13 protein-coding genes are annotated in these 15,571 nt (G+C 62.5%); 8 read left to right on the top strand and 5 right to left on the bottom strand.

Features of this window, described 5'->3' with window-relative positions; all coding sequences use genetic code 11:
- Nucleotides 1-17: 17 nt before the first annotated feature.
- Nucleotides 18-2,063 (bottom strand): RICIN domain-containing protein, encoded by a 2,046-nt coding sequence (locus tag ACYU7Q_RS01385; RefSeq protein WP_460607642.1) that lies wholly within the window; start codon nt 2,061-2,063, stop codon nt 18-20.
- 179 nt (nt 2,064-2,242) lie between these two features.
- Between ACYU7Q_RS01385 and ACYU7Q_RS01380 the strand changes: the two genes are divergently transcribed.
- Nucleotides 2,243-2,458: a hypervirulence associated TUDOR domain-containing protein gene (locus ACYU7Q_RS01380; RefSeq protein WP_460607641.1), complete on the top strand. Its 216-nt coding sequence runs from the start codon at nt 2,243-2,245 to the stop codon at nt 2,456-2,458.
- 69 nt (nt 2,459-2,527) lie between these two features.
- Here the strand turns inward: ACYU7Q_RS01380 and ACYU7Q_RS01375 are convergent, their stop codons facing one another.
- Entirely contained in the window at nt 2,528-4,111 is a 1,584-nt protein-coding gene (locus tag ACYU7Q_RS01375) for an amino acid permease (protein WP_460607640.1), read from the bottom strand.
- 280 nt (nt 4,112-4,391) lie between these two features.
- Here ACYU7Q_RS01375 and ACYU7Q_RS01370 point away from each other — a divergent pair, with 280 nt between their 5' ends.
- The 4 genes from ACYU7Q_RS01370 to ACYU7Q_RS01355 all read left to right on the top strand — a co-directional run bounded on the left by ACYU7Q_RS01370 (nt 4,392) and on the right by ACYU7Q_RS01355 (nt 8,526).
- Nucleotides 4,392-4,817, top strand: coding sequence for a hypothetical protein (locus tag ACYU7Q_RS01370; protein WP_460607639.1), 426 nt, complete (start codon nt 4,392-4,394; stop codon nt 4,815-4,817).
- 170 nt (nt 4,818-4,987) lie between these two features.
- On the top strand, nt 4,988-5,449 hold the full coding sequence (locus ACYU7Q_RS01365; protein WP_460607638.1) for a hypothetical protein: 462 nt from the start codon (nt 4,988-4,990) through the stop codon (nt 5,447-5,449).
- A gap of 304 nt (nt 5,450-5,753) precedes the next feature.
- Nucleotides 5,754-7,049, top strand: coding sequence for a hypothetical protein (locus ACYU7Q_RS01360; RefSeq protein ID WP_460607637.1), 1,296 nt, complete (start codon nt 5,754-5,756; stop codon nt 7,047-7,049).
- Between the two features lie 97 nt (nt 7,050-7,146).
- Nucleotides 7,147-8,526, top strand: coding sequence for an MBL fold metallo-hydrolase (locus tag ACYU7Q_RS01355; protein ID WP_460607636.1), 1,380 nt, complete (start codon nt 7,147-7,149; stop codon nt 8,524-8,526).
- 87 nt (nt 8,527-8,613) lie between these two features.
- On the opposite strand, the gene ACYU7Q_RS01350 is transcribed toward ACYU7Q_RS01355, so the two are convergent.
- Nucleotides 8,614-9,546: a DMT family transporter gene (locus ACYU7Q_RS01350; RefSeq protein ID WP_460607635.1), complete on the bottom strand. Its 933-nt coding sequence runs from the start codon at nt 9,544-9,546 to the stop codon at nt 8,614-8,616.
- A gap of 135 nt (nt 9,547-9,681) precedes the next feature.
- Here ACYU7Q_RS01350 and ACYU7Q_RS01345 point away from each other — a divergent pair, with 135 nt between their 5' ends.
- From ACYU7Q_RS01345 to ACYU7Q_RS01335, 3 genes are all read left to right on the top strand, one after another.
- On the top strand, nt 9,682-11,010 hold the full coding sequence (locus ACYU7Q_RS01345; protein ID WP_460607634.1) for a replication-associated recombination protein A: 1,329 nt from the start codon (nt 9,682-9,684) through the stop codon (nt 11,008-11,010).
- Between the two features lie 333 nt (nt 11,011-11,343).
- Nucleotides 11,344-13,119 carry a SppA family protein gene (gene sppA / locus ACYU7Q_RS01340; RefSeq protein WP_460607633.1) on the top strand — a complete coding sequence of 592 codons (1,776 nt, stop codon included), beginning with the start codon at nt 11,344-11,346 and terminating at the stop codon, nt 13,117-13,119.
- A gap of 147 nt (nt 13,120-13,266) precedes the next feature.
- A complete protein-coding gene (locus ACYU7Q_RS01335; protein WP_460607632.1) occupies nt 13,267-14,088 on the top strand; it encodes a purine-nucleoside phosphorylase in 822 nt (273 codons plus the stop codon).
- Nucleotides 14,089-14,187: 99 nt separating this feature from the next.
- Here the strand turns inward: ACYU7Q_RS01335 and ACYU7Q_RS01330 are convergent, their stop codons facing one another.
- Nucleotides 14,188-14,619, bottom strand: coding sequence for a lipocalin family protein (locus ACYU7Q_RS01330; RefSeq protein WP_460607631.1), 432 nt, complete (start codon nt 14,617-14,619; stop codon nt 14,188-14,190).
- Nucleotides 14,620-14,708: 89 nt separating this feature from the next.
- Nucleotides 14,709-15,563, bottom strand: a complete 855-nt coding sequence (locus tag ACYU7Q_RS01325) for a DUF4249 domain-containing protein (RefSeq protein ID WP_460607630.1) — start codon at nt 15,561-15,563, stop codon at nt 14,709-14,711.
- Nucleotides 15,564-15,571: the final 8 nt, after the last annotated feature.

The following is a 15,571-nucleotide window of genomic DNA, read 5'->3' as shown; positions in this document are numbered from 1 at the left end:
GACTCTGCGAGTCCACGCTACTTCACAATCACCAGCTCCACGCGGCGGTTCAGGCGGCGGGTCTCTTCGCGGTCGTTGCCGTATTTCGGCTTCGAACCCCCAAAACCCACGGTGGTAATGCGCTTCTCATCGACGCCGCGGCCCACGAGGTAGCGCTTCACCTCGGCCACCCGGTCTTCGGAAAGCTGCTGGTTTTTGTCGGCCGGGCCCACGTTGTCGGTGTGCCCTTCGAGGCGGACTTCGGTAGCCGGGGCGGCTTGCAGGGCAATGGCGAGGCGGTTCAACTCAGTGTAGGCCGAACCCAGCAGCGTGGCTTTGCCCTGGGCGAAAATGATGCTGGGCAGGTCCACTTTGGCCCCCACGGCGGCCGGCAGCAGCAGGATGTCGCGCCGGGGCGAGCCGGCCGCCGCCAGCGTGTCGCCCATCGTGAGCAGGCCCGCGCCGTTGGCCGAGAGGTAATACCGGCCGGGCAGCAAGGACATCTGGTAGTAGCCCTGATTATCAGCCGTGCTGGTGGCCAGGAATTGTGGACTGGTTTTGCTGGTGCCCAGCAGGTTGGCTTTCACCAGTGCGCCCGGCACGGGCTGCTTGGTGCGGGCATCCAGCACACGGCCGCTCAGGAATGCACGGCCGGAATTCTCCGTAGCCTCGGCCACTATGGGCTTGGGCAGCGAATCGGCGGGCACGGCGCGGCCCGTGCGCAGGATGTCCTTGGTGCCGTTGGGCGTGGCCGAAGACGAGAAATAAGCCGTTTTGCCGTCGGGCGTGAGGCTCAGGTAGGCGTTGAAACCGGGGCCGTTCAGGGCCGGGCCAAGGTTACGGGGTTCGCTCCACTTCGTCCAGCTGTCATCGAGGCGTTGACTCACGAAAATATCGGCCGAGCCGTAGCCCATGTGCCCGTAGGAAGCGAAATACAGCGTTTTGCCATCGGGCGTGAGCCAGGGCGCAAAGTCGAAACCGGGCGAGTTCAGCACCGGCCCCAGGCTTTTGGGCTCGGTGTAGCCGCCGCTGCCATCGGGGCGGCTCAGGTAAATATCATTGCCGCCTTCGGAGTCGCCGCGCTCCAGCGAGAGCAGCAGTATTTGCCCATCGGCCGTCATAAAAAACCCCGTGCCTGTCACGGCTGAGTAGAAATTGGCAATGCGCAGGGCCTCGGGGCGGGTGGTTTTGGGCGTGGCGCCAGGCGCTATGGCGGCGGCCTGCGCCACCCGGCTCAGGCCCTCGTCGCGGAACGTGCCGTCGCGCTCGTAGGTGCCGCGCACCAGCAGGAGCTGGCCGCCAGTGCCGGTGGTGGCTTCCACGGCGTTGTTCTGCGGAGTGTTCAGGCCGTCGAGGCGGGTGGGCGCGCCCCAGGTTTTGCCCTGGTCGGGGCTCTGGCTCATCCAGGCATCGCCCGAATCGGTGTTGCCCTCGATGTTGCCGGCAAACTTGGTGCGGGCAAAGTAGAGCGTCTTGCCGTCGGGGCTCAGCACGGGGTGCACCTCGTTGCCGGGCGAGTTCACGGCCCCGGCCAGCGGCTGCGGCGGGCCGAAGGGCGACGGCCCTTCCAGCACGTTCAGGCGCAGCCGGAACAGGTGCCACTGCTGGCTGGCGCGGCCGTTGTTCTTCTGGGCCACCACGGGCGTGCCGTTGAATTTATCCGAGGCCGCCAGCGCGGCGCACCGGGCTTCGCTGCGATTTTCGAGCTGAAAACTGCCCGCCGGGCCGGCCGGCACGAGCCGCCACTGCTGCTGCTCGCTGCCCTGGAAGGGGCGCTGCACCAGGCCCATGTTTTCGCCGGGCTTGTCTACGGTCAGGCACTGGCCGCTGTGGCGGGCTTCGATGCGGTAATATTCGCTGCCGGCCCGAATGGGGACGAAGCGCCACTGCTGGCTGTTGGCATGCGTGAACTCCCACTGCACGGCCGCCGCGCCGCTGGCCGTGCTGGCGCTGGCAATGTCGAGGCAACGCCCGCTGCCCCGGTCAATCAGCCCGTAGTAGGCCCGCTCATCGGGCACGAACGGCGTTTGAGCGGAAGCAAAAAAGGGCAGCAGGAGCAGCAGCGACAGAAATCGAAACATCATGAGGGGCGCGCCGGAAAGCAGCGCGCATGGTTGAACTACGCAAAAGAACGGCGAAACGGCGGAGTATTGCGACTCGCCGCCCACGCCCGGCTAGCGCTGCAACGCTTTACGGCCGTTGGCAGTACACGTAATTTACCCGTAGTTAAACGACACAATACTCCCGCTTTCTCCCTGGTTTTATGCGCAAAGGCACCAAAGTTTCCTGGAAATATGGCACCGGCACGGCCACCGGCAAAATTGAATCGGTGCACAAAGAGCCCATTTCGCGCACCATCAAAGGCTCCGAAATCCACCGCAACGGCTCGGCCACGGACCCCGCCTTCGTCATTGTGCAGGAAAACGGCGACCGGGTGCTCAAGCTCAAAAGCGAAGTGAAAGCCGTCGTGGCCAGCTGAGGCTCCATTTCAACTAAAAAGCCCCGCCAGCAGCAGCTAACGGGGCTTTTTTGATTCAATAAACAGACGTTACCAGTTGTCCTTATCGGGCTTGATGAACGCCTCCTCTTCCATTTCGGTAGGCACCACCACCACGCCCTTCTGGAGCATGGAGTTTTTCTTACCGTAGAGGAAGTACACCACGAAGCCCAGCAGCATCCAGCCCAGGGCCAGTTTCAGGGTGTTCGAGTCGAGGGCCAGAATCATGAGCGTGCAGATGGCCGCGCCCAGGATGGGCACCAGCGGGAAGCTGGCCGACGAGAGCGGCGAGCGGAACGGCCGGGGCTGGTCCGGGTCCGACCTGCGCATCAGCCACACGCCGATGCTCACCAGCACGAAGGCCAGCAGCGTGCCGAACGAGGTCAAATCGCCGGCCACCGAGCCGGGCACGAAGGCTGCAAACGCGCCCACAAACACCAGCAGGGCCAGGTTCGACTTATAAGGCGTGTTGAAGCGGGGGTGCAGGTCGGAGAAGGCTTTGGGCATGAGGCCGTCCTTCGCCATCGAGAAGAACACGCGGCTCTGACCCATGAGCATCACCAGAATTACGGAGGAGAAACCGAGCAGAATGGCCACCGTCACGGCCGTGCCGAGCCACTCGTAGCCGGGCATGTGGGCCTTGATGGCGTAGGTCACCGACGCCTCGCCGCCCAGGGCCGGGTCGGCAAATTCGCGCCAGTTGGCCACCCCCGTCAGCACGTGGCCAAACAGGATGTAGAGCACCGTGCACACGGCCAGCGAACCGAGAATACCGATGGGCATGTCGCGCTTGGGGTTCTTGGCTTCCTGCGCGGCCGTGCTCACGGCATCGAACCCGATGAAGGCAAAGAACACAATGGCCGCGCCGCCGAGGACGCCGCCCCAGCCGTGCTTGTTCCAGGCCGTGTACTCGCGCACCACCACGCCAGCGGCGTTTTTCACAGGTGCGGCGTTGTCGGGAATCAGGTAGGGCGTGTGGTTGGCGGGGTTGATGAACTGCCAGCCCACGGCGATGAACACCAGCACGATGGCTACTTTCAGAATTACCACAATGGCGTTGAACATGGCCGATTCCTGCGTGCCCTTGATGAGCAGCAGCGACAGCGCCACAATGATGAACAGGGCCGGCAGGTTGATGAGGCCGTGCTCCAGCGTGCCGTTCACCACCGCACTTTCGAAGGGCGAGTGGCTGAGGTTATACGGTATACTCGTCCCAAACACCTGCAACAGCTTGTTCAGGTATTCGCTCCAGGCAATGCTGACGGTGGCCGCGCCCAGCGCGTATTCCATAATCAGTGCCCAGCCGATAACCCAGGCCACAAACTCGCCCATGGTGGTGTAGGCGTAGGTGTAGGCCGAGCCGGCAATGGGAATCATGGCGGCGAACTCGGCGTAGCACAAGCCCGCGAACACGCAGCCGATGGCGGCCACGATGAAAGCCAGCGTCACGCCCGGCCCGGAAGCCTGAGCAGCGGCGGCGGCGGTGCGCACAAACAGGCCCGCCCCGATGATGGCGCCCACGCCCAGGGCCACGAGGTTGCCCGCGCCCAGCGTCCGTTGCAGCGTGCCGTGCCCGGTCGAGTTGGCCTCGCCCAGCAGCACAGACAGGGGTTTTTTGGCGAAAATACTTGCCATGTGTTTGGTGTAAAGAGGGAAGAAGTTTGAAATAAATGAAGGAATTAAAAATCCCCGCCCGGCCCGTTGGGCAATGAAACTGCGCCAGGCACTAGCGGCGGAGCCGAAATATAGGCAGCATTTTCCCGCCATTTGGGCACCGGCCCCGCGCCGGAGCGGTTTCAGGCCCCGGCCCACCGCCCAAAGCCTTGGGTTAAACTTTGGTCTGACCGCGTGCATCCAAGTGCCGATACTACTTTCGTCCTTCGAATTAAGAACCTCAGCAACGCCCTTACCTACCATGAAAAAGCTCCTCCTCTTCCTGGCCACCAGCGCGGCCACGGCCGGCACCGCCTTTGCGCAAGCCCCCGCCCCTACCCAAACCCCGGCCGGCACCGCCGCCCCCGACCAGCTGGCCCAGCGCCGCGCCCAGTACTTAGGCAAAGAGCTCGGCCTCACCGCCGACCAGCAAACCCGTCTGGCCCCCATCCTCATGGCGCAGCGCCAGCAGCTGCAGGTGCTGCGCGAGCAGCGCACCACCGGCGGCCGCAAGCTGGGCACCGCCCAGGACCTGAAAGCCAACGAAGCCCGCACCGACGAGCAGATTAAGACCGTACTTACGCCGGAGCAATTCACCAAATTCAGCAAGATGCGCGACGAGCAGCGCGAGAAAATGCGCGAGCACCGCGCCGCCGGTGCCAACGCCCCGGCCGGCCAGCCCGAATAAGGCGACGCTTCGTCAATGAAAAGCGGCCGTGCGTCGATGAATTGTCGTTGGGACCTCAACGCTGAAATGCTGGCATACTGCTTGTAATTACCCCGGCAGGCCCCACAGTCACTCTCGCAAAGACTTGGTGCTCTCCTCCTCACCCACTCCCAATTTTGCTTTTCCCCACCATGAAAAAGAACCTGTTTCTGCTCGCCGCCCTCGCTTTTGCTACCGCCGGCACCAGCTTCGCCCAAACGGCCGTGAAAACCACCGGCACCGATGCCAACGAGACGGCCCGCCACTTCGGCAAAGGCCAGCACGGCCCGAAAGACCCCGCCAAGATGGCTGACCACAAAGCCGGCAAAATGGCCAAAGAGCTTGGTCTAAGTGCCGACCAGGAAGCTAAAGTTGAGCAGCTGATGCTGGCCCGCCAACAGGAAAGCGCCGCCCTCAAAACCAAGTACGCCGCCGACAAAAACGCCGGCCGCACCGAAATGAAAGCTGCCCACGACCGCTACGAGGCCCAGCTCAAAACCATCCTCACCCCCGAGCAATTCGCCAAGATGGACAAGATGAAAGCCGAGCACCACGGCGGTCATGACGGCCACGGCAAAGACGGCGGCAAAATGAAGATGAAGGCCAAAGCCTAGTAAGGCACCAGACAAATGAAAAAAGCTCCAGCCTTCAGGCTGGAGCTTTTTTCATTTGTCTGGTGCCGGTTAAGGTCACAATAAACACTCTTTCTTAAGGCCCATCTAAGGCAAATCCGGGCGAACAGACCCACCTTCGCATTCCTTCAAGCTCTTCAATCCCCATTCCTGTCTCATAGTAAACATGTTCTACCAAAACCTATCGCGCTTTTTGCACCTAATAATCGGCGGCTTGCTGCTGGTAGGTGCTACTCCGGGGCGGCCGCTATTTGCCCAATCATCGGTGGCCCCGAGCTTTCGCGTCATGAGTTACCAGGCAGTGAAAAAGCCGGGCATGGGCCTTATACTGGAACAAGGAGTGTTTGGAACCGATGGCACTACCATGCACCCCGCAACGGCTATACCGCACGGTTTTGCAGTGGCAGCGGTAGCTCAAAGCGGGACGCGCAACCTGTATTTGCTGCGCAAAACCGGAAAAGATTCGGTGATGCTGCTGCTCACTGATTCGGTGGGCCGGACGCTGCAACAGCCCCGACAGTACATGCCCCAACTGGGTGGCGACGCCAGAAGCCTGGCCCCACCCCGCTTGTTTGGCCTGCCGGGCGGCAAGGGTTTCGTGCTCACTTATCCCTCGGGCAGAGCTAGCCGGCCCAACCTACAGGTGCAGGCGCTGAGTCCGGCATTGGCACTGCTATGGGAACAACAGCTTACCCCTGCCTGCCTAACCGCTGTTGAGCATATAGCTGCCAGCGACACCCACGTATGGCTTGTGCTTCGGGAGTATTTGGCCTTGGCCATGCGCCCGCGCGTGCTGAGCTTCCGCCTGGCAACCGGCGATGCCGAATGCAACCAGCCGCTGGCCTCCAACGATGAGTTGGCTGTTGCCACGGTGGTACCCGCCGGGCTGCTCATACTGGGCACCTCAGACCGCCGGACTTCTTACGTAGCCCCCGCTGACGAAGGCAAAGCATCTGAGTATCGGCGCGATTTTGCCCTGCTGCTAAGTCCCGCGGGCCAACGCCACTTCGGCGTTGGCCTGGGGTGGCCCTCATCTGGCCGGCCGGCTCATTACCGGTGGCAATCGGCGGGCCTGCTGCCCGATGGCAGCTATCAGCTAATCGGCGAAACCTACCGCAAGGTTCCCAATGCAGGTACCATTGCCCGGGGCGTAGTTGGGGTGGGTATTATCGGAGCCGGCGGCACGGGTGTGATTCCACTGAGCGGCTACGCCAATGAGCAGCCCGTGGGGGTGGTGGTAGCTCAACTTAGCACCACGGGCCAGCTAGCCGCCGTGCACGAACTAGCAGTTCCGGAAGTACTGAATGCTACTGGTTTGGCTCCCGCCCTTGCGGGCCCGCTCCCAAGCTATCTGCCGGGCTTTCGTTTCCGGGGAATCAGTACTGACCATCAGTATGTGATATTGAACACCAATCGTCAAGTGCTGGCTTATGCCATTGCTACCCAGCAGCTGCGGCCTCTTACCCCGGCCTGCAATGCCATTCCCTCGGTATGCTATATCGGGGCCGACCATGTGACCATCAGCTGGTCGATTAAGCCGGTCAACGCCACCTCCGAATTCGAGCAAGTAGCCCTGCCCTAATCCGGCCAAGGCGACGAAGATTCTACCCCCAGCATTTATATTTGGATTCTTACCCATCCCTACTAGGTAAGCATTGTCCCCACCATCCCCCTCCCCCATGCCTCCCCTTCCCAGTAGCACGGCCTCGGCCGTGCAAATCCAGCAGTTTTACGACAAGGGCCTGGCCCACGCCAGCTACGCCGTGCGCTGCGGCCGCCAGGTCGCCATCATCGACCCAGGCCGCGACCCCCAGCCCTACTATGATTTCGCCGACGAGCACGAGGCCCGCATTGTGGCCGTGATTGAGACGCACCCGCACGCCGATTTCGTGTCGTCGCACCTGGAAATTGCCGAAGAAACCGAGGCCACCATCTACTGCAGCAAGCTGGTGGGGGCCAAGTACCCCCACAAGAATTTCGACGACGGCGACCGCATCAAGCTGGGCAGCTACGAGCTGCACGCCATCAACACCCCCGGCCACTCGCCCGACAGCATCAGCATCCTGCTCATGGACGAGCTGGCCCAGAGCCGCGCCGTGTTCACCGGCGACACGCTATTTGTGGGCGACGTGGGCCGGCCCGACCTCCGCGAAGAAGAGGCCGTGGGCGGCCACAAGCGCGAAGAGCTGGCCGCCCAGCTCTACCGCAGCACCCGCAACAAGCTCATGACCCTGCCCGGCAGCACCAAGGTGTACCCCGCCCACGGCCCCGGCTCGCTCTGCGGCAAAACCACCAGCCTCGACCTCGACTCCACCATTGCCAAGGAGCTGAAAACCAACTACGCCCTGCAACCCATGTCGCAGGACGAGTTCATCAAAGTGCTGCTCGAAGACCAGCCCTTCGTGCCCAAGTACTTCGGCCACGACGTGGCGCTGAACAAGGCGGGCGCGCCCAGCTTCGAGGACAGCATTCGGGCGGTGCCGCACTTGGGCAGCGACGCGGCGCTGACGCCCGGCGTGCTCCTCATCGACACGCGGCCGGCGGCCAAATTCCGCGCCGGCCACCTGCCGGGCGCCATCAACCTGCAGGACGGCGGCAAGTTCGAAACCTGGCTGGGCTCGGTAGTCGGCCCCAAAGAGCCGTTCTACCTGCTGGCCGATTCCAAAATTGCGCTGGACACGGTGATTCGCAAGACGGCCAAAATTGGCTACGAGGGCAATATCAAAGGCGCGCTACTGGCCCCCACGGCCCTGCCCGCCACTTCTCCGGCCGTGGACGTGGCGGCCGTGCGCGAGCACCCTGAAGCCTTCACCATCGTGGACATCCGCAACCGGACGGAGGCCAAAACGCCGGTGTTCGACAACGCGCTGGTCATCCCGCTGCCCGAGCTGCGCGAGCGTGCCCACGAGATTCCGACCGATAAGCCCATCCTCATTCACTGCGCGGGCGGCTACCGCTCGGCGGCCGGGGCCAGCATTGTGCAAGCTGCCCTGCCGGGCGCGGAAGTGCTGGATTTGGGCGAGGCGATTACCGATTTTCAGAAGCAGGCGGCGCATTAGCAACTCCTGGCTTCGTAAATAAAAAACGTCCTGCTTTGACTAGGCTCAGCAGGACGTTTTTCTTTGCAAGAGGCTCACTTAATGGCCTCAGTCCAGCACTGCTTCTTCCGGCAAGGCCGGCGCGGTGGCGGCTTTCGGCTTCTGGCTCACCAGCCACACGCCCAGGAAAATGAGTGCCGCCTGCCCGGCCTTGCCCAGCGTGAAATGGTCTTTGCCCAGGGCCACGGCGATGAGCACGGCCAGCACCGGCTGCAGGTAGATGTAGACGCCCAGCAGGGCCGGCGAGGCGTATTTCAGGGCCCAGTTATTGAGCAGGTAGGCCAGAATGGTGAGGAACACCACCATGTAGCCGATTTCGAGCCAGATTTTGAGCGGGAAGCTGGCGTAGTTGGCGTGCAGCGCATCGCGCCAGCCGAAGGGCACGGCCACGATGGCCCCCACCAGAAACACCCGCGCCAGCACCGTAAACGCGTGGTACTTGCGCATGAGCGGCTGCACCAGCACCAGGTAGAGGCCAAATACGGTGGCATTGGCCAGAATGAACAGGTTGCCCAGCGTGGCGTGCGGGTAGATGGCCGCCTGCGCGTTGCGGCTGAGGATGAGCGAGGCCGCGCCCGCTGCCCCCACGGCAATGCCCAGCACGCGCGGCAGCGTAATCTTATCGCTCAATAAAATGGCCGAGGCGATGACCACCACAATGGGCGCGATGGTTTGCAGCAGCGAGGCGCTGATGGGTGAAGTCAGGTTCAGCCCCGAAAAAAACAGCAACTGGTTGAGCCCAATGCCCAGCACGCCGCACAGGATGGACCGCCGGTTATCGGTCCAGCCAATGATTTTGTCCTGCGGAGCCACGAAGTATTTGATAAGCGCAAAAAAGCTCGACGCCCCCAATACCCGCAGCGTCACAATGCCGAACGGCGTCATATACCCCGGCATTACGTCTTTGGAGAGCGAATAATTGGCCGCGTAGATGACCGCGACGAAGAAGAGGGCCGCGTGCACGCGGAATTGATTGGGCATAATTTAGGGGGAATAGCGCGACCCGGAGGTCGGCGTCAGCCAACTTTGTGGTCCGCGTTTCAGCGCCATCAGAACTCGTTTCGGTGCCGAACGTTCTAAAACGTGAACCACAAAGTTCGCGCTACTTCGCTTCTCATGGCTTCCTTATTCCCCGACGACGAACCCACCGCCTTCACCCCGCCGCCCGTACCCAGCCCGGATGCCCCGCTGGCCGAGCGCCAGCGCCCCCGCCGCCTGGCCGACTACGCCGGCCAGCAGCACCTGGTGGGCGAAACCGGCGTGCTGCGCCGCTATTTAAATTCCGGTCGGCTGCCCAGTCTCATACTCTGGGGGCCGCCCGGCGTGGGCAAAACCACCCTGGCCCACCTGCTGGCTTCGGAACTGAAACAGCCGTTTTCGGCCCTCTCCGCCATTAATGCCGGCGTGAAAGACGTGCGCGACGTAATTGAGAAGGCCAAGCGGCAGCGCGGCACGGTGCTGTTTATTGATGAAATCCACCGTTTCAGCAAGGCGCAGCAGGATGCCCTGCTGGGCGCGGTGGAGCACGGCACCGTCACGCTCATTGGCGCAACCACGGAGAACCCGTCGTTTGAAGTGATACCCGCGTTGCTCTCGCGCTGCCAGGTGTATGTGCTGGAGGCGCTGAGCGCGGACACCCTGCGCGGGCTGGTGCAAAAAGCCCTGACAGAAGACGCGGCCCTGAAGCAGAAAAAGGTGAAGCTGAAAGAAGACCACGCCCTGCTGGCTCTGAGCGGCGGCGACGCCCGCAAGCTGCTCAACCTGCTCGAAATTGTGGTGCAGAGCACGCCGCCCGACAAAAAAGGCGTCATCGAAATTACCGATGCGGTGGTGCAGCAGGTGGCCCAGCGCCCCTTGGCCCGTTACGACAAGGGCGGCGAAATGCACTACGACGTGATTTCGGCCTTCATCAAATCCATGCGCGGCTCGGACCCCAACGCCGCCCTCTATTACCTGGCCGTGATGCTGGAAGGCGGCGAGGACGTAAAATTCATCGCCCGCCGGATGCTCATTTTGGCCAGTGAGGACATCGGCAACGCCAACCCCAACGCCCTGATGCTGGCCACGAGCTGCTTCCAGGCCTGCACCGTCATCGGCCTGCCCGAGTCGGACTTGATACTCGCCCAGACCGTCATTTACCTCGCCACCTCGCCCAAAAGCAACGCGGCTTATATGGCCATCCGAGCGGCGCAGGCTGAGGTGAAGGCCCACGGCGTGTACCCCGTGCCGGTGCCCCTGCGCAACGCCCCTACCCGCCTGATGAAGGAGCTCGGCTACGGCAAGGAATACGCCTACTCCCACAACGGCAAGGGCAACTTCGAGGAGCAGGAGTTTCTGCCCGACGCCCTGAGCGGCACCCGTTTCTACGAGCCGGGCCTGAACGCCAGCGAGGCCAAAATCCAGGAGCGCCTGCGCGGCTGGTGGGGCGATAAATACGGGTATTAGCTTGGACGCGGGCTGCCGGCTTTTTAGCCGGCTGTCCGCTGGCAAAGATGCGCACACCGTCCCTTTCCGGCCCTCCGATGCGGCTTTCCGGTTGCTCGGTGGTCCTTTCCGGCACTTCGGCACCGGCTTCCGAGCGCTCAATACCGATTTCCGGCCCTTCGATGACAGTTTCCGCCATTCCGATGACGGTTTCCGGCATTCCAATGGGCGTTTCCACCGGCGGAAATCGTTGTCGGAACGCCGGAAACCGACGTCGAAATGCCCGCTGTTACTTTTAGCCGGCCAAACGGCCCGCGCCGCCTACTTTTGCCAGCTCTCACCTAGTCTGCACCCATGCGCCAGTTTCTTAAATACGTCCTCGCCACCATCGTGGGGCTTGTGACCTTCGCCTTCCTCGGATTTTTCCTGCTGGCCATCTTCATCGGGGCCACCGTGAGCAGCGCCAACGGCCCGAAAGAAACCGCCGCCAACTCGGTGCTGGAACTCAAGCTGAACGAGCCGCTGAACGAGCGCGGGCGGGCGGGCCGCTTCGGCGGGTTTGGCGGGGGCGGCAGCACGGGGCTGGTTGAGCTAAAGGAAGCCATTCACCGGGCCAAGGGCGACGACGACATCAAGGGCATCCTGCTGAACCTGGGCATCGTGCAGGGCGGCATGGCCTCGCTGGAGGAAGTGCGCAACGCGTTGCTCGACTTCAAAAAGAGCGGCAAATTTGTGGTGGCCTACCATGAAATCGCCTCCGAAAAGAGTTTCTACCTCTCCTCGATGGCCAACGAAATCTACCTCAACCCCCAGGGCACGCTCGAATTCAACGGCCTGAGCTCGGAGGTGCTGTTCTACAAGCGCCTGTTCGATAAGGCCGGTATTCAGCCCTACATTTTCCGGGTGGGTTCTTTCAAAAGTGCCGTGGAGCCGTTCTTTCGCGAGAATTTCTCCGATTCGGCCCGCTACCAGACGGTGTCGTTCCTGAACTCCATCAACGGCTACATGATTGGCGAGGTGGCCAAAACCCGGGGCATCAACCCGGCCCGCCTCAAGGTGATTTCGGACTCGATGCTGGTGCACAACGCCCCCGACGCCCTGCGCCTGCACCTCGTCACCAAGCTCGGCTACTTCGATGAGGTGCAGGACTACATGCGCCGCAAGCTGGACCTGGCCAAAAACAAAAAGCCCAGCCTGGTGAGCCTGTCCGACTATACCGACCACGGCAACGACGCCGACGAGCGCGAAGGCAAAACCAGCGGCCGCCGCATTGCCGTCATTTACGCCGAGGGCGACATCGTGACCGGCAAGGGCTCCGACGACAACATCGGCAGCACCAAGTTTGCCGAAGCCATCCGCAAGGCCCGGCTCGACGACCGGGTGAAGGCCGTGGTGCTGCGCATCAACTCGCCGGGCGGCTCGTCGCTGGCCTCCGACATCATCTACCGCGAAGTGCTGCTGACCAAGAAAGTGAAGCCGATTATCGCCAGCATGAGCGACGTGGCGGCCTCCGGCGGCTACTACATCGCCATGGCCTGCGACACCATTGTGGCCCACCCGAACACCATCACGGGCTCCATTGGCGTGTTTGGCGTGCTGCCCAACATCCAGCCGCTGCTGGCCGACAAGCTTGGCATCACCGTGGACCGCGTGACGACGGGCAAGTTCTCCGACCTGCCCACCATCACCCGCCCACTTACCGATTTTGAGAAGCGCACCTTGCAGGAAGAAGTGAACCGCATCTACGCCGACTTCACCAGCAAGGCCGCCCTGGGCCGCCACATGCCCGTGGCGCGCCTGCGCCGCCTGGCCTCGGGCCGCGTCTGGAGCGGCCTCGAAGCCAAAAACAACGGCCTCGTCGATGTGCTCGGCGACTACCAGGTGGCCCTCAACATTGCCGCCGCCCGCGCCCACCTAAAGGCCGACGACTACCGCGTGCAGCGCCTGCCCCGTCAGAAATCGGCCCTGGAAGACTTCGTTTCCATGCTCAGCGACGACGACGATGCCGCCAAAACCCGTGCCCTCAAGACCGAGCTTGGCCCCCTCTACCCCGCCTACGCCCAGTACCAGCAACTGATGCAGATGCGCGGCGTACAGGCCCGCCTGCCGTATACGCTGGATATTCAGTAGTCATTTTCGCTTGTTTGTCATCCTGAATCCGCTGTCATCCTGAGCTCCGCGAAGGACCTTATCCCGAACGAACACCTCCTGTTCGGGCGTGGCAATGTCCTTCGCGGCGCTCAGGATGACCGTTTTTATTACTACTACGTCCCATCCATGCTCTCCCAACTCCACGAAGCCGCCGCCTACATCAAAGCCCATTCCCAAGCCTTCCAGCCCGAAACGGGCATCATCCTCGGTACCGGGCTGGGCGCGCTGGCCGACGAGGTCGATGTGGAGCACGAAATCAACTACGCCGATATTCCGCATTTTCCTCTCAGCACCGTGGAAAGCCACGCCGGCCGGCTGCTGCTGGGCCGCATGGGCGGCAAAAAAGTGGCTGTGCTGCAAGGCCGCTTCCACTACTACGAAGGCTACACCATGCAGCAGGTGGCCATGCCCGTGCGCGTGCTCAAGCTGCTCGGCATTGCCCGCCTGCTGGTAAGCAACGCCGCCGGTGGCCTGAACCCCGATTTCAACCTTGCCGATTTGATGTTGATTGACGACCACATCAACCTGCAACCCACCAACCCGCTCATCGGTCCCAGCCTGGACGAGATGGGCCCGCGCTTCCCCGACATGTTCGCGCCCTACGACGCCGACCTGCTCCGCCGGGCCGAAGCCGCCGCCCAGGCGCTGGGCCAGGCCGGCACCACCCGGCGCGGCGTGTACGCCAGCGTGCCCGGTCCCATGCTCGAAACTCCGGCCGAGTACCGCTACCTGCGCACCATCGGGGCCGATGCCGTGGGCATGAGCACGGTACCGGAAGTAATAGCCGCCCGCCACCTCAATCTGCCGGTGCTGGCCGTATCAGTCATCACCGATTTGTGCGCGCCCGGTCACCTCAAGCCCGTGGTGCTGGCCGATATTTTCGCCGCTGCCGGCGCGGCCGAGCCCCGGCTCACAGCCCTGATTAAGGCTGTGGTGGCGGGGCTGTAACATATGCTTTAGCTTGTGCCCTGCCAGGCAAAAAGCAACGAGGCCCGGACGATGTCCGGGCCTCGTTGCTTTGATTAGTGACTTAAAAGCTGCTGGCAATTACGGCTGGGCCGAGAATGTGCGCTCTTCAACCACACCGGTTTTGTTCGTGAACGTGTAGCGCAGCTCAGTGGCCGTGAGGGCGGCCACGGCATAGTCGTTGCTGGTGCCCTTGTTGTCGGTGAGGTGGAGCAAGTTGTTGTTGCTCATCAGCATCCAGGTGCCGGGATAGGTGGTGCCGTCGGCCACTAGCTTCTGGGTATAGGTGCCGTCGGCGCGGAAGGTGAGCGAATACTGGTCCTTGATGCCCGAGCCGGTGCCGGTAACCTGGCCGGCTTGCTTGATTTGGTCGAGGCGCCAGCTGCCGGTAGTCAGCTGCTGGGAGGAGGAAGTGGCGGTGGGCTGCGGCGTGGTGGCCGAGTCTTTTTTGCAACTGCCGAGGCTCAGGGCGAGCAGGGCCAGGGCAAGAACGGGGTAGCGGAGCTTGTGCATGGGAAGGAAGGAAATTTAGGTTGGGAATAAACAACAGATACTGCCCCGGGCCGGATGGTTGCCCAGCCGAGCTCCCGTTTTTAGTTTTTTTACTTCGACAGAATCTTCTGGGCCGTGGTGCCGCTCAGCACGCCGAAAATGCCGATGCCGCCCTGCACGTTGCCGTAGATGGCGGAGGGCTGGGCAAAGGGATTGCCGTTGGCCTGACGTGCGTCGCGCACCGATTGCCGGAAGCGAAACATGGCCCGCTCGGTGTGGTAGAGCGTGGCTGTCACGGTGTCGCCGGGATAAAAGCGGTAGCTGGTGCCCAGCACGAATTCCTGGCCGTTGAGCAGCCGGTCTTCTACCGACATGTCCACTTCCGGGCTTTTGAGGAGCGCGCCCTTGGCGGGGTTGCCCTTGTGGAGCTGCAAGCGGTAGCAGTCGTCGAGCGGGGCCGGGTCGCGGAAATTAGTCAGGAATAGCGCCTTGCGCTCGGAGCCGGTTTTGTCGTTGAACTGGTAGCTCACTGAGTCGATGGGCACGGGGGCCAGCATGGTGGTGGTGGCCGTGGCGTGGCGGCCTTTGGTGTCCACCACGTCGAGCTTGAACACGTCGCCAGCCTTGGCCACCAACGGGTCGCGGCCGATGTGGGAATGGAATTTCACGCCCGAGGTCGTATCAATCAGCGCCCGGTAGTTGGGGTTGAAAGCCAGCGGCACCAGCGTACCATTAGGCATGGTGAGCGTGACGGTGACATCGGTGGGCACCTGCGGCAGCACGGCGCTGATGTAGGGCACCGACGTGGTGACGGCCAGCTCCGGCACCTTGCCCGGCTGCAGGTAGCATTCCACCACCAAATCGGAGGAAAAAGCCGGCAGCGGCACGTTGATGTCGTTTTGCAGCTTGCCGCAGCCGGCCAGCGCCACACAACTAATCACCAGCCAATTCATCTTCCTTTTCATAACCAATT

This window comes from Hymenobacter terrigena (genome assembly GCF_054776515.1).
This window is presented reverse-complemented; position numbering and strand designations above follow the sequence as displayed.